This is a genomic window from Streptomyces sp. NPDC008079 (assembly GCF_042957385.1).
Classification (GTDB): Bacteria; Actinomycetota; Actinomycetes; order Streptomycetales; family Streptomycetaceae; genus Actinacidiphila.
The window spans coordinates 424,139-448,342 of the sequence record NZ_JBIBIC010000002.1 but is presented as its reverse complement, the minus strand read 5'-3'; the positions used below and the strand labels follow the sequence as shown (position 1 = coordinate 448,342).

The 24,204-nt window shown below is 71.9% G+C and carries 23 protein-coding genes; 6 read left to right on the top strand and 17 right to left on the bottom strand.

Annotated elements, in window-relative coordinates:
* Positions 1–113: 113 nt before the first annotated feature.
* Positions 114–1,607, bottom strand: coding sequence for a carboxylesterase family protein (locus ACFZAM_RS08980; protein ID WP_391044122.1), 1,494 nt, complete (start codon positions 1,605–1,607; stop codon positions 114–116).
* A gap of 117 nt (positions 1,608–1,724) precedes the next feature.
* On the opposite strand from ACFZAM_RS08980, the gene ACFZAM_RS08975 reads away from it, so the two are divergent.
* The gene (locus tag ACFZAM_RS08975; RefSeq protein ID WP_391044119.1) at positions 1,725–3,398 is read left to right on the top strand and encodes an ATP-binding cassette domain-containing protein; all 1,674 of its coding nucleotides are present in this window, start codon (positions 1,725–1,727) and stop codon (positions 3,396–3,398) included.
* Here ACFZAM_RS08975 and ACFZAM_RS08970 read toward each other — a convergent pair.
* Both ACFZAM_RS08970 and ACFZAM_RS08965 read right to left on the bottom strand, forming a co-directional pair.
* On the bottom strand, positions 3,376–4,779 hold the full coding sequence (locus tag ACFZAM_RS08970; RefSeq protein ID WP_391044116.1) for an aminotransferase class V-fold PLP-dependent enzyme: 1,404 nt from the start codon (positions 4,777–4,779) through the stop codon (positions 3,376–3,378). The two genes, ACFZAM_RS08975 and ACFZAM_RS08970, sit on opposite strands and share 23 nt — an antisense overlap.
* Positions 4,780–5,004: 225 nt before the next feature.
* On the bottom strand, positions 5,005–5,469 hold the full coding sequence (locus ACFZAM_RS08965) for a DoxX family protein (protein WP_391044114.1): 465 nt from the start codon (positions 5,467–5,469) through the stop codon (positions 5,005–5,007).
* 207 nt (positions 5,470–5,676) lie between these two features.
* Between ACFZAM_RS08965 and ACFZAM_RS08960 the strand changes: the two genes are divergently transcribed.
* Positions 5,677–6,291, top strand: a complete 615-nt coding sequence (locus ACFZAM_RS08960) for a pyridoxamine 5'-phosphate oxidase family protein (RefSeq protein WP_355333834.1) — start codon at positions 5,677–5,679, stop codon at positions 6,289–6,291.
* A gap of 71 nt (positions 6,292–6,362) precedes the next feature.
* Positions 6,363–7,328, top strand: coding sequence for an NAD-dependent epimerase/dehydratase family protein (locus ACFZAM_RS08955; RefSeq protein WP_391044112.1), 966 nt, complete (start codon positions 6,363–6,365; stop codon positions 7,326–7,328).
* Positions 7,329–7,350: 22 nt separating this feature from the next.
* Here the strand turns inward: ACFZAM_RS08955 and dapD are convergent, their stop codons facing one another.
* The 10 genes from dapD to ACFZAM_RS08905 form a co-directional block, all read right to left on the bottom strand.
* On the bottom strand, positions 7,351–8,331 hold the full coding sequence (dapD, locus tag ACFZAM_RS08950) for a 2,3,4,5-tetrahydropyridine-2,6-dicarboxylate N-succinyltransferase (RefSeq protein WP_355333839.1): 981 nt from the start codon (positions 8,329–8,331) through the stop codon (positions 7,351–7,353).
* A gap of 97 nt (positions 8,332–8,428) precedes the next feature.
* Positions 8,429–10,207 (bottom strand): DUF2264 domain-containing protein, encoded by a 1,779-nt coding sequence (locus tag ACFZAM_RS08945; protein ID WP_391044111.1) that lies wholly within the window; start codon positions 10,205–10,207, stop codon positions 8,429–8,431.
* 163 nt (positions 10,208–10,370) lie between these two features.
* Entirely contained in the window at positions 10,371–10,712 is a 342-nt protein-coding gene (locus ACFZAM_RS08940) for a metal-sulfur cluster assembly factor (protein WP_188284432.1), read from the bottom strand.
* Positions 10,709–11,191, bottom strand: coding sequence for a Fe-S cluster assembly sulfur transfer protein SufU (sufU, locus tag ACFZAM_RS08935; RefSeq protein ID WP_188284431.1), 483 nt, complete (start codon positions 11,189–11,191; stop codon positions 10,709–10,711). Before sufU ends, ACFZAM_RS08940 begins: the two co-directional genes overlap by 4 nt.
* Positions 11,192–11,201: 10 nt before the next feature.
* A complete protein-coding gene (locus ACFZAM_RS08930; protein WP_355334677.1) occupies positions 11,202–12,449 on the bottom strand; it encodes a cysteine desulfurase in 1,248 nt (415 codons plus the stop codon).
* Positions 12,450–12,475: 26 nt separating this feature from the next.
* Positions 12,476–13,270, bottom strand: a complete 795-nt coding sequence (sufC, locus tag ACFZAM_RS08925; protein ID WP_355333844.1) for a Fe-S cluster assembly ATPase SufC — start codon at positions 13,268–13,270, stop codon at positions 12,476–12,478.
* A 7-nt stretch (positions 13,271–13,277) separates the two neighbouring features.
* Positions 13,278–13,616 carry a non-heme iron oxygenase ferredoxin subunit gene (locus tag ACFZAM_RS08920; RefSeq protein ID WP_355333847.1) on the bottom strand — a complete coding sequence of 113 codons (339 nt, stop codon included), beginning with the start codon at positions 13,614–13,616 and terminating at the stop codon, positions 13,278–13,280.
* Positions 13,616–14,782 carry a Fe-S cluster assembly protein SufD gene (gene sufD, locus ACFZAM_RS08915; protein ID WP_355333849.1) on the bottom strand — a complete coding sequence of 389 codons (1,167 nt, stop codon included), beginning with the start codon at positions 14,780–14,782 and terminating at the stop codon, positions 13,616–13,618. The genes ACFZAM_RS08920 and sufD overlap by 1 nt, the downstream gene beginning before the upstream one ends.
* 72 nt (positions 14,783–14,854) lie before the next feature.
* Positions 14,855–16,276, bottom strand: a complete 1,422-nt coding sequence (gene sufB, locus ACFZAM_RS08910) for a Fe-S cluster assembly protein SufB (RefSeq protein WP_355333852.1) — start codon at positions 16,274–16,276, stop codon at positions 14,855–14,857.
* Entirely contained in the window at positions 16,273–17,097 is an 825-nt protein-coding gene (locus ACFZAM_RS08905; RefSeq protein WP_391044106.1) for an ArsR family transcriptional regulator, read from the bottom strand. The genes sufB and ACFZAM_RS08905 overlap by 4 nt, the downstream gene beginning before the upstream one ends.
* 200 nt (positions 17,098–17,297) lie before the next feature.
* On the opposite strand from ACFZAM_RS08905, the gene ACFZAM_RS08900 reads away from it, so the two are divergent.
* Positions 17,298–18,224, top strand: a complete 927-nt coding sequence (locus ACFZAM_RS08900; RefSeq protein WP_355333858.1) for an ABC transporter ATP-binding protein — start codon at positions 17,298–17,300, stop codon at positions 18,222–18,224.
* 31 nt (positions 18,225–18,255) lie between these two features.
* The gene (locus tag ACFZAM_RS08895; RefSeq protein WP_355333860.1) at positions 18,256–19,047 is read left to right on the top strand and encodes an ABC transporter permease; all 792 of its coding nucleotides are present in this window, start codon (positions 18,256–18,258) and stop codon (positions 19,045–19,047) included.
* Positions 19,048–19,053: 6 nt separating this feature from the next.
* On the opposite strand, the gene ACFZAM_RS08890 is transcribed toward ACFZAM_RS08895, so the two are convergent.
* Positions 19,054–20,364, bottom strand: a complete 1,311-nt coding sequence (locus tag ACFZAM_RS08890) for a glycosyl hydrolase family 28-related protein (protein WP_355333863.1) — start codon at positions 20,362–20,364, stop codon at positions 19,054–19,056.
* Positions 20,365–20,509: 145 nt separating this feature from the next.
* Between ACFZAM_RS08890 and ACFZAM_RS08885 the strand changes: the two genes are divergently transcribed.
* Complete coding sequence (locus ACFZAM_RS08885) at positions 20,510–21,505, top strand: COX15/CtaA family protein (protein ID WP_355333865.1); 996 nt, start codon at positions 20,510–20,512, stop codon at positions 21,503–21,505.
* Here the strand turns inward: ACFZAM_RS08885 and ACFZAM_RS08880 are convergent.
* The 3 genes from ACFZAM_RS08880 to ACFZAM_RS08870 all read right to left on the bottom strand — a co-directional run bounded on the left by ACFZAM_RS08880 (position 21,482) and on the right by ACFZAM_RS08870 (position 24,034).
* Complete coding sequence (locus ACFZAM_RS08880; RefSeq protein ID WP_391044101.1) at positions 21,482–22,609, bottom strand: amidohydrolase; 1,128 nt, start codon at positions 22,607–22,609, stop codon at positions 21,482–21,484. The genes ACFZAM_RS08885 and ACFZAM_RS08880 overlap by 24 nt on opposite strands.
* An 86-nt stretch (positions 22,610–22,695) precedes the next feature.
* A complete protein-coding gene (locus tag ACFZAM_RS08875; RefSeq protein WP_355333869.1) occupies positions 22,696–23,034 on the bottom strand; it encodes a hypothetical protein in 339 nt (112 codons plus the stop codon).
* Between the two features lie 52 nt (positions 23,035–23,086).
* Positions 23,087–24,034 (bottom strand): heme o synthase, encoded by a 948-nt coding sequence (locus ACFZAM_RS08870; RefSeq protein ID WP_355334680.1) that lies wholly within the window; start codon positions 24,032–24,034, stop codon positions 23,087–23,089.
* Positions 24,035–24,204 lie beyond the last annotated feature (170 nt).

Here is a 24,204-nt window from a genome sequence, read left to right as displayed (position 1 = left end):
CCCGCCCGTAGCGACACGTTCCGGCCACCGCCGCCCGCCGCCGGGTGCGTACCGGCCACGCGTCCCTCAGGCGTACGGGAGTTCGGCGCGCGGGAGGAGCCGGCGCGAAGGGCTCAGCGCACCCCGTCCCACAGGGCGCGCTCGTCCGGGCGGGGGTCGCGTACCGGACCGCAGTGCGCGGGGTCGTCCGCCGTGCCGAAGACCATGGTCGTACGGTCCCGGGTGTCGTACGCGGGCCAGCCGGGATCGCCGGTGACGGCGAAGGAGACCCAGGCGGCGTGCATGGTGTCGGCGAGCGGCTGCGGCGGGGCCTCGCCGAGCAGCATGGTCTCGCCGGGCGCGTCCAGGTTGTCGAAGGCGAAGGCGATCTCGGAGGCGTGGCAGGCGCCGAGGCGGCCGTCGAAGGCGGTGGAGCGGCGGCCGAATTCGTAGACGTGGGCGCGCGGCACGGACTCGGCCAGGCGGACCGCGGGTATCCGGAAGAACCAGTCGGTGAGGACGGCGGAGAACAGGTCGCCGGTGGTGGCGCCGGGGCGGTTGGCCGCGTAGAGCGGCAGCGCGGTGTCGGGGTCCAGGCCGTGCCGGGCGATCGCGGCCCGCAGGTGCCTGTCGTCGATGTAGTCGATGACGCCGCTGGGCACGGTGAAGAGCCGGTACTCCTCGGCGGTGGTGCCGATCAGCAGGTCGACGGCGCAGTCGGCGCCGGGTCCCGGCACCGGGTGGGCGCGGGCGGCGGTGCTCGCGGTGTCCGCGATCGGCTCGAAGGGCATGGCGTTCAGCGCGACCTCGCCCCACAGCGCGGGGTCGGGGTTGGCGGTGACCTCGTTGCGCAGGGCGGTCTGCGCGGGCAGCAGGACGTCCAGCGGGAGTGCGGCGAAGGCGGCGGCGGTGGGTTCGACGCCGAGTTCCGCGGCGAAGTGCGCGGCGACCTTGCGGGCGGTGTCCCGGCCGATCGTGTGGTGCGCGGCGCCGCTCTGGAGGATCGCCCGGTGGAAGAGTCCTCGGGCGCCGGGGGCGGTGAGCAGCACCCCGATGCTCATCGCGCCGGCCGATTCGCCGAAGACGGTCACGCGGCCGGGGTCGCCGCCGAAGGCGGCGATGTTGTCGCGGACCCATTCGAGGGCGGCGATCTGGTCGAGCACTCCGCGGTTGTCGGGGGCCCCGTCGAGGGACAGGTAACCGTCCGTCCCCAGGCGGTAGTTGACGGTCACGCAGACGACGCCGTCGCGGGCGAACGCGGCGCCGTCGTAGATCGGCAGCGAGCCCGAGCCGTTCATGAAGGCGCCGCCGTGCAGCCACACCATGACCGGTGCGCCGCCCGCGGTGTCGGGTGTCCACACATTGAGGTTGAGGCAGTCCTCGCCCGCGATGTCCGGGTCGGGCAGCAGCACGTCGAACGGCTTGACGTAGGGGCCCTTGGGCGCGGTCGGGCCGAACGCGGTCGCGTCGCGTACGCCCTCCCACGCGGCGGGCGGCTGCGGCGCCATGAACCGGTGCGGTCCGAACGGCGGTGCGGCGTAAGGGATGGCGCGGAAGACGGCGACGCCGTCCTGGCCGGCCGCTCCGCGTACGTCGCCCTGCCGGGTGGTGCAGACCGGTCCGTCCATGCGTCAGACTCCTTCGTCCTGTCCCGCTCCCGGGGCTCGCGTACGCTACCGGCGGCCCGCCCCTGCGGGAGGCGCCGCGACACCTTCAACGTACCAAGCGGTCGGTCAGGGGGCACGATGAGCGACGGCGGTCTCCGCGTCGAGGCGTACGGCGTGGGGCAGCGGGTCGCCTCGGGGCGGCAGACGCTGCGGGGGGTGAGCGTACGGATCGCGCCCGGCGAGCTGCTGGCCGTGGCGGGCGGCAGCGGGTCGGGCAAGACGACGCTGCTGGAGATCCTGGCCGGAATCCGTACCCCCTCGGCCGGTCGCGTCCTGCACGACGGTACGGAACCGGCCGTCCTGCGACCGGCGTTGGGGTATCTGCCGCACGGCAACGTGATGCACGACGACCTGCCGCTGGACCGGGCCCTCGGCTACGCGGCCCGCCTGCGGATGCCCGCCCGGACCGCCGCCGCACTCCTGGACGCGGCCGTACGCGACGCGCTGGCCGCCGTCGGCCTGGCCGACCGCGCCCGCCAGCCCGTACGCACCCTCAGCGAGGGCGAGCGCCGCCGCGCCTGCATCGCGGTCGAACTCCTCACCCGCCCCCGCGTGCTGTTCCTGGACGAGCCGACGACCGGACTCGACCCGGCGACCGGCGCGGAACTCCTGCGCACCCTGCGGGACTTGACCGCCGACGGCGTCACCGTCGTGCTCACCACGCACGCGCCCGCCGATCTGACCCGCTGCGACCGCGTCCTGTTCCTCACCTCTGAAGGACGCCCGGCCCACCTGGGCACGGCGGCCACCCTCACGGCGGCGTACGGCGTCCCGACGCTGGAGGAGGTGTACGGGGCGGTGGCCCGCGGGGCACGGGCGGCGGACGAGGCTGCCGCGGAGGAGACCGGCCCCGCGCCCGAGGCGGCGCCCGTGGCCGACGGCGCCGCCGCCACGCGTCCGGCGCCGCTCGGGGCGGTCGGGCAGTGGTGGCTGCTCACCCGGCGGGCCGGGGAGTTGATGGCGCGCAATCGGCTGACGGCGGCGGTCGTCGTGGGGTCGCCGCTGGTGATCGTGGCGATGTTCGCGCTGCTGTTCCGGCCGGGGGCCTTCGATCCGGCGGCGCCGAGCCCGGGTTCCGCGGCGATGATCCTGTTCTGGATCGCCTTCGGCGGCTTCTTCTTCGGGCTGACCTACGGCCTGTTGCAGATCTGCGCGGAGATGGCGGTGGTGCGCAGGGAGCGGCTGACCGTGCTGCGGCTCGGGCCGTATCTGCTGTCGAAGGCGGCGCTGCTGCTGCCCGTACTGGCCCTGGCGGACGCGGCGTTGCTCGCGGTGCTGCGCGGTCTGAACCGGCTGCCCGCCGCCGGGTGGGGCACGTACGGGTCGCTGTTCCTGACCGTGCTGCTCGCGTCGGCCGCCGCGCTCGCGCTGGGGCTGCTGGCGTCGGCGGCGGTGGGCGATCCGGGGCAGGCCACGCTGATGCTGCCGATGCTCTGCTTCCCGCAGGTGCTGTTCTCGGGGGCCTTTGTGCCGGTGCCCCAAATGGCGTGGGCGGGACGGGTGTTGAGCGCGGCGATGACCAACCGGTGGGCGTTCGAGGCGCTGGGCGGCGGGATCGGTCTGCGGGAGCTGTGGGCGCACGGCGCGTCGCCGCTGGGGCCGCCGCTGCTGGCCTCGTACGGCGGCTCGTTCGACCGGGCGGTGTGGGCGGGCTGGCTGCTGCTGGCCGGTTTCACGGCGCTGTTCCTGGCCGCCGCGTGGGCGGTGCTGGCGCGCAAGTGCCGCACGGTCAGCAGACCAGCCGTGGGCTGAGCCCCGCCGGGTCGGGCGAGCGGTCGCGGTAGGTCTGCGCGGCGAAGGCGAGGAAGGCGGACACGTCGGCCGCGTTGGAGGACAGGCCGAGCGAGACGCGGACGGCGCCGCCGGAGGGGAGGCCGAGGCGGCCGAGGTAGTCGTCGATGGTGCCGGTGGCGGTACGGACGGCGCCGCCGAGTACGTCGCGGTCGATGGCGAAGGCGACCTCGCCCGTGCCGGGGTTGCAGAAGCAGCCGGTGCGCAGCGATATGCCGTGCGCGGCGCTGTCGCGGCCGACGATCCGCTCGTCGATCACCCGTCCGTCGGCGCCGAGCAGATTCAGCGCGACCGTGCCGCCGCGGCCGGTGGTGTCCTGCGGACCGTAGATCCGTACCAGCGGGCTGCCGTCGGCGTGCCGCAGCCCGCGCAGCCCGGCCAGTAACTCGGCGGTGAGCGAGGTGACATGACGGTGTATCGACTGCACGCCGACGCCGGTGATCCAGTCGAGGCCGAATTCGATGTCGGGAATGCTCAGGTAGTTGACCGTGCCGTCCTCGAAGGCCGCCTCGCCGTCGGCCATGTGGTGCCACAGGCCCTGGGCGCTCACCACGTGGATGGTGCCGCCGGAGAACCACGGCCGCCGCAGCCGCGTCAGCGCCTCCCTGCGGGCCAGCAGACAGCCGATGCCGGTCGGGTAGCCGAAGACCTTGTACCAGCTCACGGCCACGAAGTCGGGGCTGAACCGGCCGAGGTCGAGCACGTTCGCGGGCACGTAGGCCGCCGCGTCCAGCAGGACGTCCCAGCCCGCCGCCCGCGCCCTGGTCACCCAGTCCAGCGAGTGCTGGACCCCGCTGAAATTGCTCTGCGCGGGGTACGCGAGCAGTCCGGGCCCCCGGGCCCCGGACTCCGTGCCCGCCCGCGGCCTCGCGCCCGTCAGGACGGCGTCCATCGCCGTCGCGTCGATGCCGAGGCCCGGCGCCTCCAGCGGTACGTACACCGTCCCCGCGCCCCGGCCGCGGGCGTACTCCCGCAGGCCGTTGACGGAGTTGTGGTTGTCGAGGGTGAGCACCAGCCGGTTGTCCGGCCCGAACGGGTAGGCCTCGCCGACCAGTCGGCACGCCCCGGTGGCGTTGGCCGTGAACACCACGGCGTACTCGGCCGGATCGGCCCTGAAGTGCGCGAGCACCCGTGCGCGGGCCCGCTCCACCAGTTCGCCCGACGCCTGCGAGGCCGGGCTGACCGAGTGCGGATTGCCGTAGCAGCCCGCCGCGATCCGGTCGGCGTGCGCCCGCAGTTGGGCGCGGGCGGGAAGTCCCGCGCCGGTGTGGTCGAGGTACACCTGCCGTCGCTCGTCGAGATACCCGTATTCGACCGCGCGCAGCGCGCCAAGGCTGTCCATGAGCGACCCCCGGTCTTCCGGTCTCCGGTCCTCCGCGACGCGATCCCGCGCGACCCCGAACGGCCGCCCGTACGATCGCCGTTGCGCCAGTCGTCGCGCCGGCCGTACGACGCCCGCGCGACATCCGCGCGACATCCGTGCGACGTCCGTACTCAGGATCGCACCGCGAGCCGTCCGCCGTGCGGCGTTGCGTACGGTCGCCGGCCGCGGCCGACGGGAGCGCGGTCAGGTCCGGGCGACCGCGCCGCGGATCAGGGCCAGCAGCGCCTTCGTACTGTCCCTGCGGGCCCAGGCGATCAGGGCCAGCGGCAGGATGAGGATGATCGGCGTCGCCGCGTTGTCGCCGTCGAAGACGGTGATCTGGGTGACGGTGGCGCCGATCATCAGGCCGATCATCGCGACCGCGGCGACCTGGTAGAGCACCGGAATCAACAGGGCGACGGCGCCCGCGAGTTCGAGCGCGCCGGTGAGGTACATGAACCAGTCGCCGAAGCCGATGCGGTCGAAGGAGTCGGCCGCGGCGTCGATGCCGAGGAGCTTGGGGGCGGCGCTGGCCACGCCGTAGAAGAGGGCCAGCACGATCTGGAGGGCGAGCAGCGCGGTGCGCGCCCCGCTACGGGCGGGGCGGGCGGTGACGGCTGTCGCGGTACCGGTCGGGGCGGCGCTTGTGGAGGTGGAGACGACGGACACGAGGGGCTCCTCTGGTCGGGTCGATGCGGTGCTGTCGTATGCGCCGTGGCGCTGTCGAAGAGGTAGACCGGGGACCGCCGCGGAACTCATTGCAGGCGCGGGAAAGACAGGAGAAGGCCAGGGGAAAGGCGCGAGGAAAGCCCGGAAAAGCCACCCTGTACAGTGTGAGTTCCCAGAAGGTACTCACTCACCGGGGGTGTACGGCACATGCAGGAGATCACCGACGAGGCCGAACTGCGGGAACTGCTCGGCGAGCCCACCGCGGTCGTCCGCGACAAGGCGCGCGACCGGCTGCACGAACTGGACGTGGCCTGGCTGAAGGCAGCGCCCTTCTGCCTGATGGCCACCTCGGCGGCCGACGGCACCTGTGACGTGTCGCCCAAGGGCGACCCCGCCGGTTTCACCGTCGTCCTGGACGACCGGACCATCGCGGTCCCCGAGCGGCCGGGCAACCGCCGCGCGGACGGCTTCCGCAACATTCTGTCCAACCCGCACATCGGCCTGCTCTACTTCGTCCCCGGGCGCGGCGACACCCTCAGGATCAACGGCAGGGCGCGGCTCCTGCGCGACGCCGACTTCTTCGACCGCATGGTCGTCAAGGGCCACCGCCCGCAGGTCGCGGTCCTGGTCGACATCGAGGAAGTCTTCTTCCACTGCTCCAAGGCGTTCCTGCGCAGCGCGCTGTGGAAGCCGGAGACGTGGCAGCCCGACGCGCTGGCCTCGCGGGCGCGGATCTCCAAGACGCTGGAGCGGACCGAGGACTCGCTGGCGGAGCTGGAGACGTACTACGGGGCCGCGTACGCGGAGAAGATCTACCACTAGGGCCTGCCCGGCGGATCACGACCGCGATATCCGGGTGACGGCCGCCGGGACCGACAGTAGAGTCGCCCCTTATGCGCATTCTCGTTCTGGGCGGTACCGCCTTCGTCGGCCGCGCCATCGTGGAGGACGCACTCCACCGCGGGCACGACGTCACCCTCTTCGGCCGCGGCAGGACCGGCGCCGGGCTCTTCCCGGGCCTCCCCCGGCTGACCGGCGACCGCGACACCGGCGACTACGCGGCGCTCGCGGGCGACACCCGGTGGGACGCCGTCGTGGACGTCAGCGGCTACGTCCCGCGGCACGTCGCGCAGGCCATGGACGCGCTGGGCGACCGGATCGGCCGGTATCTGTTCATCTCCAGCCACGCGGTGTACCAGCGCGAGGGTGTGGCGCCCGGCTCCGACGAGGACACCCCGCGCCGCCCGCCGGTCCGCGACACCGAGGTGCTGAGCGAGGCCACGTACGGGCCGTGCAAGGTCGCCTGCGAGGACGACGTGACCGCGCGCCACGGGCAGCGCGCCACGATCGTGCGGGCGGGGAAGGTCGCCGGTCCGCACGACCCCTCCGACATGTTCACCTACTGGGTGCGCGCCGCCGCGCGCGGCGGCGCTGTAGCCCTGCCCGCCGACCCCGCCCAGCCGGTGCAGATCATCGACTCCCGCGACCTGGCCCGGCTGGTGATCCGGCTGCTGGAGGACGACCGGCCCGGCGCCTTCCACGCCGTGGGCCCCGAACAGCCGGTCACCCTCGGCGAGTTGATCGAGACGTGCGCGCGGGCCGCGGGCACCGAGGTGGAGATCGTACGGGTCACGCCGGACGTCGTACCGCCGATGTTCCCGCTGGTCCGCGAGGACACCGCCACACAGCAGCGCAGCGCAGCGCGCGCCCGGGCCGCCGGGATGCCCGCGACCCCGCTGGCGGTCACCGCCGCCGACGTCCTGGCCTGGGACCGGGAACGCGGCGAGCCGCCGCTGGAGGCCGGCTGGTCCCCCGAGGAGGAGCGTGCGGTGCTCGCGGCGGCGGCTCGTACGGCGTGAACCGGTCACGCGTGACGCGTCGTCAGTTGTGGCTGTGCAGCGCGTCGTTGAGGCCGCCCCACGAACCCGTGCGCTGAAGGACCTCGACCTTGCCGGTGGTCGAGTTGCGGCGGAAGAGGATGTTGTTGGCCCCGGAGAGCTCCAGCGCCTTGACGATCTTGCCGTCCGGGAGCGTCACGCGGGTGCCCGCGGTGACGTACAGGCCCGCCTCCACGACGCAGTCGTCACCGAGGGCGATGCCCAGGCCCGACTCGGCGCCGAGCAGGCAGCGTTCGCCGACCGAGACGACCTGGGTGCCGCCGCCGGACAGGGTGCCCATGATGGACGCGCCGCCGCCGATGTCCGAGCCGTCGCCGATGACGACGCCCTGCGAGATGCGGCCCTCGACCATGGAGGCGCCCAGCGTGCCCGCGTTGAAGTTGCAGAAGCCCTCGTGCATGACGGTCGTGCCGGACGCCAGGTGCGCGCCGAGGCGTACGCGGTCGGCGTCGGCGATCCGCACGCCGGACGGGGCGACGTAGTCCGTCATCCGCGGGAATTTGTCCACGCCGTACACCGCCAGGTGCAGGCCCTCCGCGCGGGCCGCCAGCCGCGCCCCTTCGACCGCCGCCACCGGCACCGGGCCGATCGACGTCCACGCGACGTTCGCCAGCAGGCCGAACAGCCCTTCCAGGTTGGGCTCGTTGGGGCGGACCAGGCGGTGGCTCAGCAGGTGCAGCCGCAGATACGCGTCGTGCGCGTCCAGCGGCTTGTCGTCCGTCGAGGCGATGACGGTCCGCACCGCCACGACCTCCACCCCGCGCCTCGGGTCCTTCCCGAGCGCCTTGGGCGCCGCCGCTCCCAGCAGCTCCGCCGCGCGCTCGGCGCTCAGCCGCTCGGTGCCCGCGGGGCCCGCCTCCGCGGCGAGTTCCGGTGCGGGGTACCAGGTGTCCAGGACGGTGCCGTCGTCGGCGACGGTGGCAAGGCCGACGCCGAGGGCGCCGGGGGCACGATGCTCATTCATACCCAGACGCTAACCCGTCCTCCCCCCGCCCAGCCACCCGCCCCGCCCCCCGCCCCCGTACGGCTCCCGATCCGCTACGGGCGCGCCCGCGGCGGCCTCAGTGCCGCGCCCTCGGCGGTTCCTCCTCCCACGCCGCCGCCCCCGCGGCCCCGGCGCCGAGCACCGCGCAGCGCAACCAGTGCTCGCCGGGCGGGAGTTGACCCACCAGCACGGGCAGTGACGTGCGCCGCGCCAGCACATTGGTGCCCGGCAGCGGGTCGAGCACCCGGCCGCTACGGCCGCCGTCCAGATCGCGCAGCCCGCTGAGGTCCCCGGCCCCGGTGACCGTCACCGCGCTGCCCTCGCTCTCCTCGCGCCGGGTCAGCCCCGCGTCCCGGTCGACCGCGAAGCCGCCCTCCGCCGTGTACAGCGCGCGGCCCGTACGGACGCGGTGGGTGCGCAAGTGCCAGGGCGCGGCGGCGGTGAGCCAGGTGGTGATCTCCACGTCGGGCCACGGCCGCCAGGTGCTGCGTACGGTGTCGCCGTCCTCGACCGCCGGATCGTGCTGCTCCTCGCGCACCCGGAAGTGCCGCGGCGCCGTCCCCTCCTCAATGTCGGCCTCGTCGCTGACCGCGAGCACCGAGTCGTACGCCCCCGGCTCCAGGCCGAGACCGTCGACCGGCGCGCTGAAGCCGAAGCGGGAGGAGTACGCGAATTTGGCGTACTTCGCGGCGCCGCCCCGCGCCCAGAGATTGTGCTGCGACCCGCTGAGCAGCGTCGCGTCCCCGCCCGAACGCATCAGCACCGCCCCGGCGTCCGGCTGCGCCAAAGTCTCCGGCAGCTCGGCGGCGGGCTCCTCGTCCGCCGTCCAGAAGGCGTGGTCCGCGGGCAGGGCCAGCGGCAGGAACGCCTTCATCGCCCAGTACGGCGAGCCCGGCCCGTTGTACTGCTCCGCGACCGCCGGCTGCGGATAGCCGTACCCGATGGTCAGCACCCCGTCCGGCGACGTCAGCGCCGACCGCTCCCGCCACCAGCGCAAGTGCCGCGACAGCAGCCCCTTGGCCTCCCCCGGCGGCACGGCGTCCACCCCCGCGTACGGCAGCGCCCCCCAGAACGAGCCCTGCGCGAACCGGTACGTGAGACTGCGGCCGAACGGCACGGCGGCGCCGTCCGCCGCGAACCAGTGCCGGAAGCCCGGCGCGAAGTCGGCCGCCCGCTGCCGGAAGCGCGCCGCCCGCGCCGGGTCGCCGTCGCCCGCGAGCGCCGCGTAGATCAGGCCGTAGAAGTGCATGGCCCACGGGATGTAGTAGTCGCGCTGCGCGGTGTTCCCGTCGGCGTACCAGCCGTCCCGGCGCGCGTACGTCTCCAGCCGGTCCAGCCGGGCGTGCCGCGCGTCCCGGTCGTGCGCGTACCCCACCCGGTCCAGACCGAGGCTGACCAGCACCGGGAAGAAGTTCCAGTTGTTCTCGGGCGTGTCGGCCCCCAGGAAGCTCGCCAGCCAGGCACCCGCCTGGTCCCGTTCCTTGCCGCTGAGCGGGTCCCACAGCTTCTCCGGCGCCAGCGCCAGCGCGAATCCGACGGCCGCCGTCTCGACGGTCCGCTGGTCGATGCCGGTGGCCGTCCCCCAGTACTCGGGATGCCCCGGGTCCGTCCCCGCCGCCAGCCCCCGCGCCCACAGGTCCCAGTGCGCGAACTCCCCGCCCCCCGCCGCCAACGGCGCCAGCCCCCACAACGGCCGCGCGTACCCCTCCAGGTCGGCCGCGGTGTCGTCATGGTGCGCCGTGTTCACCCCCAGCCGTATCCGAGCGCCCCCCTCGCTCGCGTACCGCACCAGCGGATCGACCAACTCCCGCACATACGCCTGCATCTCCCCACGCGCGCCACTGCCGCTCGCCATCCCAACCGCCTCCCTCATGAAGTTGCGATAATTTTCGCAACACCCCCAAGAGACCGTCAACGGCCCGGACACGGCATCGGGCGGCCACCGCGTGAGACGCGGTGGCCGCCCGATGCCGTGGCGCGGAGCCCTGCGATGCCGAGACGGAGAGCCCGGAGAGAGATCAGACGTTGAAGCCCAGGGCGCGGAGCTGGTCGCGGCCGTCGTCGGTGATCTTGTCGGGGCCCCACGGGGGCATCCAGACCCAGTTGATCTTGAGGTCGTTGACGATGCCCTCGGTGGCGGAGACGGCCTGTTCCTCGATGACGTCGGTGAGGGGGCAGGCCGCGGAGGTGAGGGTCATGTCGAGGGTGGCGACGTTGGAGTCATCGACGTGGATGCCGTAGATGAGGCCGAGGTTGACGACGTCGATGCCGAGTTCGGGGTCGACGACGTCGTAGAGGGCCTCGCGGATCTCTTCTTCTGAGGCCGGAGTGGTGCTCAGGCCGTTCGGTACGGGGCTCATGAGGTCTTCCCTTCGGAAGCTTCCGAGGCTTCGGGACCGTCGGCCAGCGCTTGCGCCGTCGCGTCCTTCCACGCCATCCAGCTCAGCAGCGCGCACTTCACACGCGCCGGGTACTTCGAGACGCCGGCGAACGCGACCGCGTCCTCCAGCACTTCCTCCATCGCGTCGTCCGGCTCGACCTGGCCCTTGGACTGCATCAGCTCCAGGAAGGTCTCCTGGATCTTCCGCGCCTGGGCCACGTCCTTGCCGACCAGCAACTCGTTCAGCACCGACGCGCTGGCCTGGCTGATCGAGCAGCCCTGGCCCTCGTACGAGATGTCGCCGATGACGGCGCCGTCCATCCGCACCCGCAGGGTGATCTCGTCCCCGCAGGTGGGATTGACGTGGTGCACCTCCGCCTGGCCGTCCCGCAGGCCGCGCCCGTGGGGGTGCTTGTAGTGGTCCAGGATCACTTCCTGGTACATCGAGTCGAGCTTCACAACACCACCATCACCCGAAGAAGTTCCGTACCTGCTCCAGCCCCTCGACCAGGGTGTCGACCTCGGCCGGGGTGGAGTACAGATAGAACGACGCCCGCGTGGTCGCAGGAATTCCGTACCGCAGGCAGACCGGCCGCGCGCAGTGGTGGCCGACGCGTACGGCGATGCCCTGTTCGTCGAGCACCTGGCCGACGTCGTGCGGGTGGATGTCGCCGAGTGTGAAGGAGATCGCGGCGCCGCGGTCCTCGGCCGTGGTGGGGCCGATGATCCGCAGGTCGGGAACCTCCAGCAGACGGCCCACCGCGTAGTCGGTCAGCGCGTGCTCATGCGCGGCGATCTTGTCCATGCCGATCGCGGTCAGATAGTCCACGGCCGCGCCGAGGCCGACGGCCTGGGCGATCGGGGGCGTACCGGCCTCGAACTTGTGCGGCGCGGGCGCGTACGTCGAGGAGTGCATGGAGACGGTCTCGATCATCTCGCCGCCGCCGAGGAACGGCGGCAGGTCCTCGAGCAGCTCCTGACGGCCCCACAGGACGCCGATGCCGGTCGGGCCGAGCATCTTGTGGCCGGTGAAGGCCACGAAGTCCGCGCCGAGCGCCTGCACGTCGAGCACCATGTGCGGCGCGGCCTGCGAGGCGTCGATCAGCACCAGGGCGCCGACGTCCTGGGCGCGGCGCACGATGGCCTCGACCGGGTTGACGGTGCCCAGGATGTTGGAGACCAGCACGAAGGAGACGATCTTCGTCTTCTCGGTGATGATCTGCTCGATGTCCGACAGGTCGAGCCTGCCGTCGTCGGTCAGCCCGAACCACTTCAGCTTCGCGCCGGTGCGCTGCGAGAGCAGCTGCCACGGCACGATGTTGGAGTGGTGCTCCATCTCCGTGATGACGATCTCGGTGTCGCTGTCGACGCGGTACGGCTCGTCGGCCCAGCCGAGCATGTTGGCCACGAGGTTCAGCGACTCGGAGGCGTTCTTGGTGAAGATCACCTCGTCACGGCTGGGCGCGTTGATGAAGGCGGCGATCTTGTCGCGCGCGCCCTCGTACAGCGCGGTGGCCTCCTCGGCGAGCACGTGGACGCCGCGGTGCACATTGGCGTTGTGCCGCTCGTAGTACTCGTTCAGCGCGTCGAGCACCTGGCGCGGCTTCTGCGAGGTCGCCGCGTTGTCCAGGTACACGAGCTTCTTGCCGTCGTGGACCAGGCGGTCCAGGACGGGGAAGTCCTTGCGGATCGCTTCGGTGTCCAGGAGGCCCGGCAGCACCCGGCCGACGGACGAGGGGACTGTCACGCGGCGTCCCCCTCGGAGTTCGCTCCGCTGCTCACGGGGCCGCCCTTCACGTAGGACTCGTAGCCCTCTTCCTCCAGCTTGTCCGCCAGCTCGGCGCCGCCGGACTCGGCGATCCGGCCCTGCGCGAAGACATGCACGAAGTCGGGCTTGATGTAGCGCAGGATGCGCGTGTAGTGGGTGATCAGCAGGGTGCCGACCTCGCCGCTCTCGCGGACCCGGTTGACGCCCTCGGAGACGACCCGCAGCGCGTCGACGTCGAGGCCGGAGTCGGTCTCGTCGAGGATCGCGATCTTCGGCTTGAGCAGTTCGAGCTGAAGGATCTCGTGGCGCTTCTTCTCGCCGCCGGAGAAGCCCTCGTTGACATTGCGCTCGGCGAAGGCGGGGTCCATCTGGAGGCGTTCCATCGTCTCGCGGACCTCCTTCACCCAGGTGCGCAGCTTGGGCGCCTCGCCGCGGATCGCGGTGGCCGAGGTGCGCAGGAAGTTGGAGACGGAGACGCCGGGGACCTCGACCGGGTACTGCATGGCGAGGAAGAGACCGGCGCGGGCCCGCTCGTCCACGGTCATCGCCAGCACGTCCTCACCGTCGAGGGTGACGGTGCCGCCGGTGATCGTGTACTTGGGGTGGCCCGCGAGCGAGTACGCGAGGGTGGACTTGCCGGAGCCGTTGGGGCCCATGATGGCGTGGGTCTCACCCTGCTTCACGGTCAGGTCGACGCCGCGCAGGATCTCGCGGGGGCCGTTCTCGGCTTCGACGGTGACGTGCAGGTCGGTGATTTCAAGCGTTGCCATGGGTGCCTCAGGACTCCTGGGTGACGGAGACGAGCACGTCGTCCCCAACGATCTTTACGGGGTATACGGGGACCGGCCGCGTGGCCGGCAGCCCGGACGGCTTGCCGGTGCGCAGGTCGAAACTGGAACCGTGCAGCCAGCACTCGATCTGGCAGTCCTCGACCTCGCCCTCGGAGAGCGAGACGTTCGCGTGCGAGCAGATGTCGTTGATGGCGAACACCTCGCCCGCGGTGCGGACCACGGACACCGGGACGCCGTCCAGCTCGACCCGGCGGGGGGTGTCCTCCTCCAGGTCGCTGGCGGCGCAGGCGCGGACGAATCCGACCGTGCCGTTGTCGACGCTCATCAGACGGACGCCTCCAGCTCGGCGTCGATCTTGGTCATCAGCCGCTCTTCGAGGTCGGCGAGTCCGATCTGCTGGACCAGTTCGCCGAAGAAGCCGCGGACGACCAGGCGGCGGGCCTCGTCGGAGCGGATGCCGCGGGACTGGAGGTAGAAGAGCTGCTCGTCGTCGAAGCGGCCGGTCGCCGAGGCGTGGCCGGCGCCGACGATCTCGCCGGTCTCGATCTCCAGGTTGGGGACCGAGTCGACCCGCGCGCCGTCGGTGAGCACCAGGTTGCGGTTGAGCTCGTAGGTGTCGGTGCCCTCGGCCTCCGCCCTGATGAGCACGTCGCCGATCCACACCGCGTGCGCGTCCTGCCCCTGGAGCGCGCCCTTGTACGTGACGTTGCTGCGGCAGTGCGGCGTGTCGTGGTCGATGAAGAGCCGGTGCTCCTGGTGCTGGCCCTCGTCGGTGAAGTACAGGCCGAACAGCTCGGCCTCGCCGCCGGGGGCGCCGTAGATCACCCGCGGGTGCAGCCGGACCAGGTCGCCGCCGAAGGTGACGACCACCGACTTGAAGGTGGCGTCACGGCCGACCAGCGCGGTGTGCTGGGCGACGTGCACGGCGGTGTCGTCCCAGTCCTGGATCGAGACGACGGTGACCTTGGCGCCGTCGCCGACCAGGACCTCCACGTTGGCGGCGAAGGTGCCGTCACCGGTGTGGTCGATGACGACCACGGCCTCGGCGAAGGCGCCGACCTCGATCACCTGGTGGCCGTAGACCGTGCCGCCCTCGCCGTGGACGGCGATCCGGACCGGCTCGGTGAGGACGGTGTCCTTGGGGATCGAGACGACCGAGGCCTTCTCGAAGGCGCTGAACGCCTGGGCGGTGACGCGGTCGGCGGGCTTGCCCGCCTTGCCGACGCGGGCGTCGGTGCGGTCCACGGTCTCCACGGTGACGCCCTCGGGCGCGGTCACCTCGACCCGGAGGGCGCCGGTGGCCTCGGCGGTGCCGTCGTGCAGGCCGCGCAGCCGCTCCAGCGGAGTGAAGCGCCACTCCTCCTCGCGGCCGTGCGGCACCGGGAAGTCGGCCACGTCGTACGACGGGGCCGCGCTGACCCGGGCGTCGGCGGGATGGCCCACCGTGATGGCACCGTCCGTGGTGCTGCCCGCAGGGGTGTTGTCAGCCATGGCTGTGCTGGTGCTCGCTTTCTGCCTTATTGTGTCCGGCCGGGGGGATGGTGGACGAGGAAGCCGGCGCGGTCAGCCGACCGAGCCTTCCATCTGGAGCTCGATCAGCCGGTTCAGCTCCAGGGCGTACTCCATGGGGAGTTCCTTGGCGATCGGCTCGACGAAGCCGCGCACGATCATCGCCATGGCCTCGAACTCGGTCATGCCGCGGCTCATCAGGTAGAAGAGCTGGTCGTCGGAGACCTTGGAGACGGTCGCCTCGTGACCCATCGACACGTCGTCCTCGCGGACGTCGACGTAGGGGTACGTGTCCGAGCGCGAGATGGTGTCGATCAGCAGCGCGTCGCACAGCACGTTGGACTTGGCGCCCGACGAGCCCTCGCCGATCTCGATCAGACCGCGGTAGGACGTCCGGCCGCCGCCGCGGGCCACCGACTTGGAGACGATGTTGGACGACGTGTTCGGCGCCATGTGCACCATCTTCGCGCCCGCGTCCTGGTGCTGGCCCTCGCCCGCGAAGGCGATGGACAGCGTCTCGCCCTTGGCGTGCTCGCCCATCAGGTAGACGGCCGGGTACTTCATGGTCACCTTGGAGCCGATGTTGCCGTCGACCCACTCCATCGTGGCGCCCTCGTAGGCGACCGCGCGCTTGGTGACCAGGTTGTACACGTTGTTCGACCAGTTCTGGATGGTCGTGTAACGGCAGCGGCCACCCTTCTTCACGATGATCTCGACGACCGCGGAGTGCAGCGAGTCCGACTTGTAGATCGGCGCGGTGCAGCCCTCGACGTAGTGGACGTACGCGTCCTCGTCGACGATGATCAGCGTCCGCTCGAACTGGCCCATGTTCTCGGTGTTGATCCGGAAGTAGGCCTGGAGCGGGATGTCGACGTGCACGCCCTTCGGCACGTAGATGAAGGAGCCGCCGGACCACACCGCGGTGTTCAGCGAGGCGAACTTGTTGTCGCCCGCCGGGATGACCGTGCCGTAGTACTCCTGGAACAGCTCCGGGTGCTGCTTGAGCGCGGTGTCGGTGTCGAGGAAGATGACGCCCTGCTCCTCCAGGTCCTCACGGATCTGGTGGTAGACGACCTCGGACTCGTACTGCGCGGCGACACCGGCGACCAGCCGCTGCTTCTCGGCCTCGGGGATGCCGAGCTTGTCGTAGGTGTTCTTGATGTCCTCGGGCAGGTCCTCCCAGGACTCCGCCTGCTTCTCCGTGGACCGCACGAAGTACTTGATGTTGTCGAAGTCGATGCCCGACAGATCCGAGCCCCAGGTCGGCATGGGCTTCTTGCCGAAGAGCTTGAGGCCCTTCAGCCGCATCTTCAGCATCCACTCGGGCTCGGACTTCTTCTGCGAGATGTCGCGGACGACGGCCTCGGACAGGCCGCGCTTGGCCGCGGCGCCGGCCACGTCCGAGTCGGCCCAGCCGTACTCGTACGTACCGATGCCCTCGAGCTCCGGGTGAGTGGTCTCCGTGGGAGCAGTCATGCGGGGTTCCTCCCGGACGTGCTGGCAGATGCTGTGGGATCTTCGGGTGCGTTCTGGGGTGGGTCCGACGGGGTCCCCGGTGGTGTGTCAGGTGGGGCTCCCGACGGGATGGTGCTCGCGTGGTTGACCTGCGGGATGAACGTGGTGCACACCCCGTCGCCGTGGGCGATGGTGGCCAGCCGCTGGACATGCGTCCCGAGCAGGCGGGAGAAGACCTCGGCCTCCGCCTCGCAGAGCTGCGGGAACTGCTCGGCGGTGTGGGCCACCGGGCAGTGGTGCTGGCAAAGCTGCTCCCCGGCGGGGCCGGGGGCGCTTCGAGCCGTAGCAGCGTACCCGTCCGCGGACAGCGCCTGGGCCAGCGCGCGTGCGCGGTCCTCGGGCGCCGCCGCCTCGACGATGGGGCGGTACCGCTCGGCCTGGTCGGCCACCCGGGCGCGGGCGAAGGCCGACACCGCGGCCTCGCCGCTCTCGCCGCCGCCCGCGGACCTGGCGATCCAGTGCAGGGCGTCGGCGGCGAGCTGGTCGTACGCCTGGTCGAACGCGTCACGACCACAGTCGGTGAGCGCGAAGACCTTGGCGGGCCTGCCGCGGCCACGGTGGCCGTAGACCCGCTGGTCACGCGGCTCCACGACATTGTCCGCGTGCAGTGCGTCCAGATGGCGGCGGACGGCGGCCTGCGTGAGGCCGAGCCGTTCCGCCAGGTCGGCCGCGGTGGAAGGTCCGTGGTCCAGGATGGACCGGGCGACCCGGTTGCGGGTGCGCCGCTCCCCGGTCGTCTGCTCCTCCGCCGCCCTCCGGGCAGCACTGGTCCCGTATTCCACAACACCATTGTTGCGTAATTCCTCAGGAGCAGGCAAGCCGCGCCGGTCGCGATCACGGTGGGCTGCGTCACTTAGGGTTACCTAACCAGGGACGGTACGAGGCCGCGTACGGGCGGTACGAGGCCGCCGCGGAGGAGAGCGGGGAGCGGCTTCCCGGGACCCGGGCACGGCCGGTCCTGCGCCGTCCCTAGACTCACAGCATGCGAAACGAGCCCGCGGTCGAGGTGACCGGTCTGGTCAAACGGTACGGGACAAGGACCGCGGTGGACGGCCTCGACCTGACCGTGGCCCGCGGCGGCGTCACAGCGGTGCTCGGCCCCAACGGCGCGGGCAAGACCACCACCGTCGAGGTCTGCGAGGGCTACCGGCGGCCGGACGGCGGCACCGTACGGGTCCTCGGTCTCGACCCGGCCGCGCGCGGCGCGCAACTGCGGCCCCGGATCGGCGTGATGCTCCAGTCCGGCGGTGTGTACCCCGGCGCGCGCGCCGAGGAGATGCTGCGGCACACCGCGACCCTGCACGCCGACCCCGTCGACCCGGCGCTGCTGATCGAACGGCTGGGTCTGGAGTCCTGCGGTCGCACCACCTACCGCCGGCTGTCCGGCGGCCAGCAGCAGCGCCTCGCGCTCGCCATGGCCGTCGTCGGCCGCCCCGAACTGGTCTTCCTCGATGAGCCCACCGCCGGTCTCGACCCGCAGGCCAGGCACGCGACCTGGGATCTCGTCCGGGAGCTGCGCGCGGACGGCGTCACGATCGTGCTCACCACCCATTTCATGGACGAGGCCGAGCAGTTGGCCGACCAGGTGGTGATCATCGACGGCGGCCGGGCCATCGCCCGCGGCACCCCGGACGAGCTGTGCCGCGGCGGCGCGGAGAACACGCTGCGCTTCTCGGGACGCCCGGGGCTCGACCTGGTCTCGCTGCTCAACGCGCTGCCCGCCGACACCGCCGCGGCGGAACTGACCCCGGGCAACTACCGCATCGAGGGCAAGGTCGACCCCCAACTGCTGGCCACCGTCACCTCCTGGTGCGCCCAGCACGGCGTCCTCCCCGACCGCCTCTCGGTCGAGCGCCGCACCCTGGAGGACGTCTTCTTGGAGCTGACCGGCAAGGAGCTGCGCGGATGAGGAACCTCGCGGGCATGAAGGAGCTGCGCGGATGAGCGCCGAAGTGAGCGCCCCGACCGGGACCGGCGTCTTCGCCCCCGCCCCCGGAGCCGCGCCGCTCCCCCGGATGATCCGGGCCCAGGCGGCGCTGGAGACCAGGATGCTGCTGCGCAACGGCGAGCAACTGCTGCTCACCGTGATCATCCCGGCGCTGCTGCTGGTGCTGTTCAGCGCCGTCGACATCGTGGACACCGGGGCGGGCAAGTCGGTGGACTTCCTGGCCCCCGGCATCCTCGCGCTCGCGGTGCTGTCCACCGCGTTCACCGGCCAGGCCATCGCCACCGGCTTCGAACGGCGTTACGGCGTACTCAAGCGCCTCGGCGCCTCGCCGCTGCCGCGCTGGGCGCTGATGACGGCGAAGACCTGCTCGGTTCTGGTCACCGAGGCGTTGCAGATCGCGCTGCTGGTGGTGATCGCCTTCGCGCTGGGCTGGTCGCCGCACGGCAACCCCTTCGCCGTCGTGCTGCTGCTCCTGCTCGGCACCGCCGCCTTCTCCGGGCTCGGGCTGCTGATGGCGGGCACGCTGAAGGCCGAGGCGACACTGGCCGCCGCGAATCTGGTCTTCATCCTGCTGCTGGTCGCGGGCGGCGTGATCGTGCCGCTGAGCAAGTTCTCCGGCGGCGTCCAGTCGGTCCTGAGGCTGCTGCCGATCTCGGCGCTCTCCGACGGGCTGCGGGACGTGCTCCAGCACGGCGCCTCGATGCCCTGGGGCGACCTGGGCATCCTCGCCGTCTGGGCGGTCGTCGGGCTGGCCCTGGCGGCCCGCTTCTTCCGCTGGGAGTAGCCGCCCTCACCCGCCCGCGGCCGGGATGCAGTCGGTGAACCGTACGAAGTCCCGGCCCTGCCCCTCGTCCAGCGCCAGGAACGCGGCCGGCGGGTGCGAGCCGAAGCGGCACATGTCGTAGCGCACGCACACCGGCGGATTGGCGTTCGCCGCCGTACGGAACTGGTGCGCGCCGACGAGCTGGCAGGAGTCGTAGCGGACCAGCGGGCCGTTGGCGCCGATCGTGTAGCGGTGGGCGCGCAGGTCGTCGGAGAAGTCCTTGAAGGCGTGCGCGGTGTCGTCGCAGTCGTTGAAGTGGACGGTGCCGCGGTTCCACGCGCAGTCGATGACGACGACCGAGGGGTCGCGCAGTTCGAAGCGGATGTCCTCGGCGTGGAAGCGCTGGGCGCCGTCGAAGTGCGAGGCGCGCGGGAAGCGGAAGAAGGCGCTCTCGAAGCCGTAGTCGGGGTGCGGGGTGGGGCGGCGCCCGGTGATGATGTAGCTGCCCGCGCGGCAGGTGACGGACCCGCCGTAGGGGAACTCCAGGAAGTTGCCCCACTCGTAGGTGACGTTCATGTCGGTGAACCAGTAGTTGAGGAACTGGTCCTGCTGCTCCAGGTTCTTGGAGTTCAGCGACAGCCCCGAGTAGAGGAACGCCTTGCGGTAGGCGCCGCCGACCCGGCACGCCTCCCAGCGCATCTCGGAGTTGGTGTTGCTGCCGTCGAGCGCGAGCCCGTACTCCCACTCCCCCATCCACTCGCAGTCCGAGAAGCGGTAGTTCGCGGCGCCGCCGGTCGAGTACGAGTAGAAGAAGGACGCGCCGGGCGTGGCGGAGGTGAAGCGCAGACCCTCGAAGGAGATGTTCTGCCAGGTGTCGATGTTGCGGCACAGATAGGCGTCGGACGCGTTCGGCGGGTCGAAGACGATGTCGCTGATCCGCAGCCCCGCGCCCCGGAACCGCAGCCCGTTGACCTGCCGGGTGGGCTTGTTGGCGTCGATGAAGGCGTACGGCTTGGTGATCCGGAACACACCGGGCGGCACGTCGATGACGGTACGGCCGGTGCCGCCGTCCGCGCGCGACTCGGCGTAGGCGTACGCGGCGGCGAAGGCGGCGCTGTCGTCGGTGTGGCCGTCGCCCTTGGCGCCGAAGTCGGCCACGACGTCGACGTATCCGGGGTGGTTCGCGGGCCCCGGGTGCGCGGGGTCCGCGGTGTCGGCCGCCGAGGAGTCCCAGGCGCCGCCCGCGTAGGCGGCGAGGCCCGTCCCCGCGAGGGCGGCTGCCGCGCCTCCGTAGAGCAGGTGCCTGCGGTTGACGGTCTCACGGTGTTCGCCGGTCATACGGCGCCTCCCGTCGTCGGTCCCCGTGCGTGAGCCCCGATGGTAGGGCCGTACCACCGGGTTCGGGTGGTTTCGGGGCGATCGGATCCGGCGCGTACACACCCCTCGTGAAAGCGTGCACAAGCGTGCCGCCTACCATGGGCGCGTGCCGAAGCTTCTCGAACTCGTGCGAAACCCCCTCGCCGCCATCGCAGAGCGGTGGACCCCGTCCCCCGCCACGGTCCGCAGGGCGACCCTGTCCGCGCTGGTCATGTCGGTCGTCATCGTGGTCACCGGCGGTGCGGTACGGCTGACCGGTTCCGGCCTCGGCTGCCCCACCGCGCCCCGCTGCGTGGGCGACAGTTGGGTGCCCACCTCGGCGATGGGCGTACACGGGGCGATTGAGTTCACCAACCGCATGCTGACGTACGTTCTCTGCGCCGCCGTCGGCTGGGCCATCATCGCGGTGCGGTCGCAGAAGCCGTACCGGCGTAGTCTGACCCGGCTCGGCTGGGCGCAGTTCTGGATGGTCGTGGCGAACGCGGTGCTGGGCGCCTTCACCGTGCTCACCGGGCTCAACCCGTACACCGTGTGCGTGCACTTCCTGCTGGCGTTCGTGCTGATCACCATCGCCGTGGTGATGTGGCGGCGGACCGCGGAGGGCGACAGCGCGCCGAGTCCGCTGGTCGGCAAGCCGGTGCAGCAGCTCGGCTGGATTCTGACCTGTGCGACCGGGCTGCTGGTCGCGGTGGGCACCGTCGTGACCGGCGCGGGGCCGCACGCGGGCGACTCCAGCGATGTGCACCGCGTCCCGGTGGACTGGAAGTCGGTGGCGCAACTGCACGCGGATCTCGCGTGGGTGGTGGTCGCGCTGACCGTCGCGCTGTGGTTCGTGCTGCGCGCGGTGGACGCGCCGGTCGGGCCGCGCAACAGCGCCCGCGACCTCTTCCTGGTGCTGATGTCCCAGGGCGTGATCGGCTACGTCCAGTACTTCACCGATCTGCCGGAGGCCGTCGTCGGCCTGCACATGTTCGGCGCGGCCATCGTGTGGATCGCGGTGCTGCGGGTGCTGCTGTCGATGCGCGAGCGGGCCGTCGACGTGCCCGACGCCACCGTGCCGGGGCCCGCGCAGGCCGGGTCAACGCTGAGCGTCGGCGTCTGACCCCTCAGGACCCGTCCACCGGTCCGCGTCGGCGGCCGGGTCGGGGCGGAAGACCCGGCGGGCGTTCCCGCCGCCGACCAGCGCGCTGACCCTGCGGCCGTCCGCGGCCGACCAGTCGCCGCCGGCCACCCGCTCGCCGACGAACCGGCCGAGCGCCGCGCCGAAGGTCCGCACCCCGGTCACGTACAGCTCGGGCAGCGCCACGGCGCCGCTGGCGTACAGCACCTTCGCGAAGGGCGCCCGGTCGAGCACCGCGGCCGGTCCGGCGCCGAGCGCCACATGCACATGCGGGAGTACGGCCGCCAGGTCGGCCGCCGCGCCCTCGTGTCCGGGCCCCGGCAGCAGCACCACCTCGGTGCCCAGGCCCGCGGTGGCCCGCAGGAATCCCCCGGCCGCCGACGGTCCCGCCCCGCCCGCGCCGTGCCGCAGCGTCAGCGGCACGCCGGTCGCCACCGCGTTCCACAGCAGATGGCGCAGGAGTACGGGGTCGGCGGGGCGCTCGCCGACCGGCCGCCGGGCGAGCCAGTCGGCGGCGGCGTACCGCACGTGCGCGGTGTCCGGCGGTCCGGTGCCCAGCGCCTGGTCGGCGCCCGCGCGGAAGGGTCCGCCGTGCGGGCGGTCGGCGCAGGAGAAGCCGACCGTGTCGAGCGCGGCGGTGTGCACGGCCTCGGCGAGGTTGGCCAGGAAGCCGTCGACCGTGCCCGAGGTGTCGGCGACCTGCTGGGCCAGCGGTTCGAGGCGGACGATTTCGTGGGCCGCCGCGCCGCCCGCCGCGCCCAGCTCCTTGGGCGATGTGAGGTCGCCGGGCTCCCCGGTGTCGACGAGATACGCCTCGATGCCGGTGGCGCGCAGCAGCAGCCGGGTCGCCTCGTACGCGCCCAGCTCGCGGCGGCGGGCCAGGTAGCGGGCCGGGGAGCAGTGCGGTTCGAGGCCGAGCAGCGGCGCGCACCAGCGGCGCACCGCGAAGCCGGTGGGGCTGTCGAAGAGGGTGGTGTGCGGCGCGGCGACGCCGGGCAGCCGCGCCTCGAACGCGCCGAGGCCGAGGTCGCCGGGGAGCACCCCGTGGCAGTACGCGTCCACGAGGTGTGTCAGGTCCCCGGTCATCCGCCCGCTCCCTCGCCGTCGTTCCCGGTCTCCCGGCCTCCTGGCTTAACGGACGAGGGCGCCGTCAGGTGTGGGCGCGGCGGCGGTCAGGTGTTGGCCGGGCCGCCGATCTGCATCCCGGCCATCCGGGTCCACTCGTACGGGCCGGTGCGGACCCGGCCCGCGAACTCCCCGTCGAAGTCCTCGTGGACGGTGACGCCCGCGTCGGCGACGGCCGCCCGCGCCATGGCGTACGTCGGTGCGACGAGGTCGCCCCAGGCGCCGTCCGGCGCGACGAGCACGATGCGCGCGCCGCGCTCACCGATGTACGCGATGTTCGCCTCGGCGGCGCCGCCGTGCTTCTTGCCGAAGGCGTCGATCTGCCGGACGAGCCGGGCGGTGCGTCGCGCCTCGCGCGGGTTCTCCTGAACCGTGTCATCAGCCATACCGCTGATGCTACTTCCCGGTAACCGCCGAGGGCACCCCGCCGGAGGCGGCTCAGTGCAGGAAGGGGTCGACCGCCACCGCGACGAACAGCAGGGTCGCGTAGGTGATGGACCAGTGGAAGAGCCGCATCTCCTTGAGCTTCGCGCCGGTGACGCCCGCCTTGGCGCGGGCGTGCAGGCCGTGCGCCTCCTTGAGCCAGAACGCGCCGAGTACGGCCGCGACCACCGGGTAGAACCAGGAGGTCTCGCCCAGCGGCCACCACAGTGCCAGGGAGGTGATCACCATCACCCAGCTGTAGAGGACGATCTGCCGGGCCACGACCTGGTTGCCCGCGACGACCGGCAGCATCGGGACGCCGACCCGCTCGTAGTCGTCCTTGACCTTCATCGACAGCGGCCAGTAGTGCGGCGGCGTCCAGAAGAAGAGGACGAGGAAGAGGACGAAGGGCGCCCAGGCCAGCTCGTCGCGCACGGCGGACCAGCCGATGAAGACCTGGAGACAGCCCGCGACCCCGCCCCAGACGATGTTCTGCGCGGTACGCCGTTTGAGACCGAGGGTGTAGACGAAGACGTAATAGAGGATGGCCGTCAGCGACAGCCCGGCGGACAGCGGATTGACCAGCGTCCAGAACCAGACCGTCGAGACGACGGAGAGCGTGATGCCGAAGACGAGTCCTTCGCGCGGCGACACCAGACCGGTCACCAGCGGACGCTGCTCCGTACGGTGCATCAGCGCGTCGATGTCGCGGTCGATGTACATGTTCAGCGCGTTCGCACCGCCGGCCGACAGATAGCCGCCGACCACCGTGGCGATCACGAGCCACAGATCGGGCACCCCGCCGGCGGCGAGGAACATCACCGGAACCGTCGTGATGAGCAGTAGTTCGATGATCCGCGGCTTGGTCAGCGCCACGAAGCCCATCACACGGGCTCCGAACGGGCGGTGACCGGAGGAGCCCGTCCCGATGACCCCAGCGGGTCGGGATTCGACGGCCGTCACGAACACCCCAAGAGAAGAGATGAAGTCCAGCAAGTCCGGTCACCTGCGGAGGCGCGGGACCCGGTGAGACTTGCGCGTACCACGCCACTCTAGACGCAGGGAATACTCCGTCCGCTTTTGGGGGGTGGAGAGTGTCGCTCGACCCGGTTCACCAGGCGTTCACCGCGTTC

Bases quoted from the DNA above. Each gene is read 5' to 3' on its own strand.
- ACFZAM_RS08980 (WP_391044122.1), bottom strand. From the start codon at position 1,607: ATGGACGGACCGGTCTGCACCACCCGGCAGGGCGACGTACGCGGAGCG.
- ACFZAM_RS08975 (WP_391044119.1), top strand. From the start codon at position 1,725: ATGAGCGACGGCGGTCTCCGCGTCGAGGCGTACGGCGTGGGGCAGCGG.
- ACFZAM_RS08970 (WP_391044116.1), bottom strand. From the start codon at position 4,779: ATGGACAGCCTTGGCGCGCTGCGCGCGGTCGAATACGGGTATCTCGAC.
- ACFZAM_RS08960 (WP_355333834.1), top strand. From the start codon at position 5,677: ATGCAGGAGATCACCGACGAGGCCGAACTGCGGGAACTGCTCGGCGAG.
- ACFZAM_RS08955 (WP_391044112.1), top strand. From the start codon at position 6,363: ATGCGCATTCTCGTTCTGGGCGGTACCGCCTTCGTCGGCCGCGCCATC.
- dapD (WP_355333839.1), bottom strand. From the start codon at position 8,331: ATGAATGAGCATCGTGCCCCCGGCGCCCTCGGCGTCGGCCTTGCCACC.
- ACFZAM_RS08945 (WP_391044111.1), bottom strand. From the start codon at position 10,207: ATGGCGAGCGGCAGTGGCGCGCGTGGGGAGATGCAGGCGTATGTGCGG.
- ACFZAM_RS08940 (WP_188284432.1), bottom strand. From the start codon at position 10,712: ATGAGCCCCGTACCGAACGGCCTGAGCACCACTCCGGCCTCAGAAGAA.
- sufC (WP_355333844.1), bottom strand. From the start codon at position 13,270: ATGGCAACGCTTGAAATCACCGACCTGCACGTCACCGTCGAAGCCGAG.
- ACFZAM_RS08920 (WP_355333847.1), bottom strand. From the start codon at position 13,616: ATGAGCGTCGACAACGGCACGGTCGGATTCGTCCGCGCCTGCGCCGCC.
- sufD (WP_355333849.1), bottom strand. From the start codon at position 14,782: ATGGCTGACAACACCCCTGCGGGCAGCACCACGGACGGTGCCATCACG.
- sufB (WP_355333852.1), bottom strand. From the start codon at position 16,276: ATGACTGCTCCCACGGAGACCACTCACCCGGAGCTCGAGGGCATCGGT.
- ACFZAM_RS08900 (WP_355333858.1), top strand. From the start codon at position 17,298: ATGCGAAACGAGCCCGCGGTCGAGGTGACCGGTCTGGTCAAACGGTAC.
- ACFZAM_RS08895 (WP_355333860.1), top strand. From the start codon at position 18,256: ATGAGCGCCGAAGTGAGCGCCCCGACCGGGACCGGCGTCTTCGCCCCC.
- ACFZAM_RS08890 (WP_355333863.1), bottom strand. From the start codon at position 20,364: ATGACCGGCGAACACCGTGAGACCGTCAACCGCAGGCACCTGCTCTAC.
- ACFZAM_RS08880 (WP_391044101.1), bottom strand. From the start codon at position 22,609: ATGACCGGGGACCTGACACACCTCGTGGACGCGTACTGCCACGGGGTG.
- ACFZAM_RS08875 (WP_355333869.1), bottom strand. From the start codon at position 23,034: ATGGCTGATGACACGGTTCAGGAGAACCCGCGCGAGGCGCGACGCACC.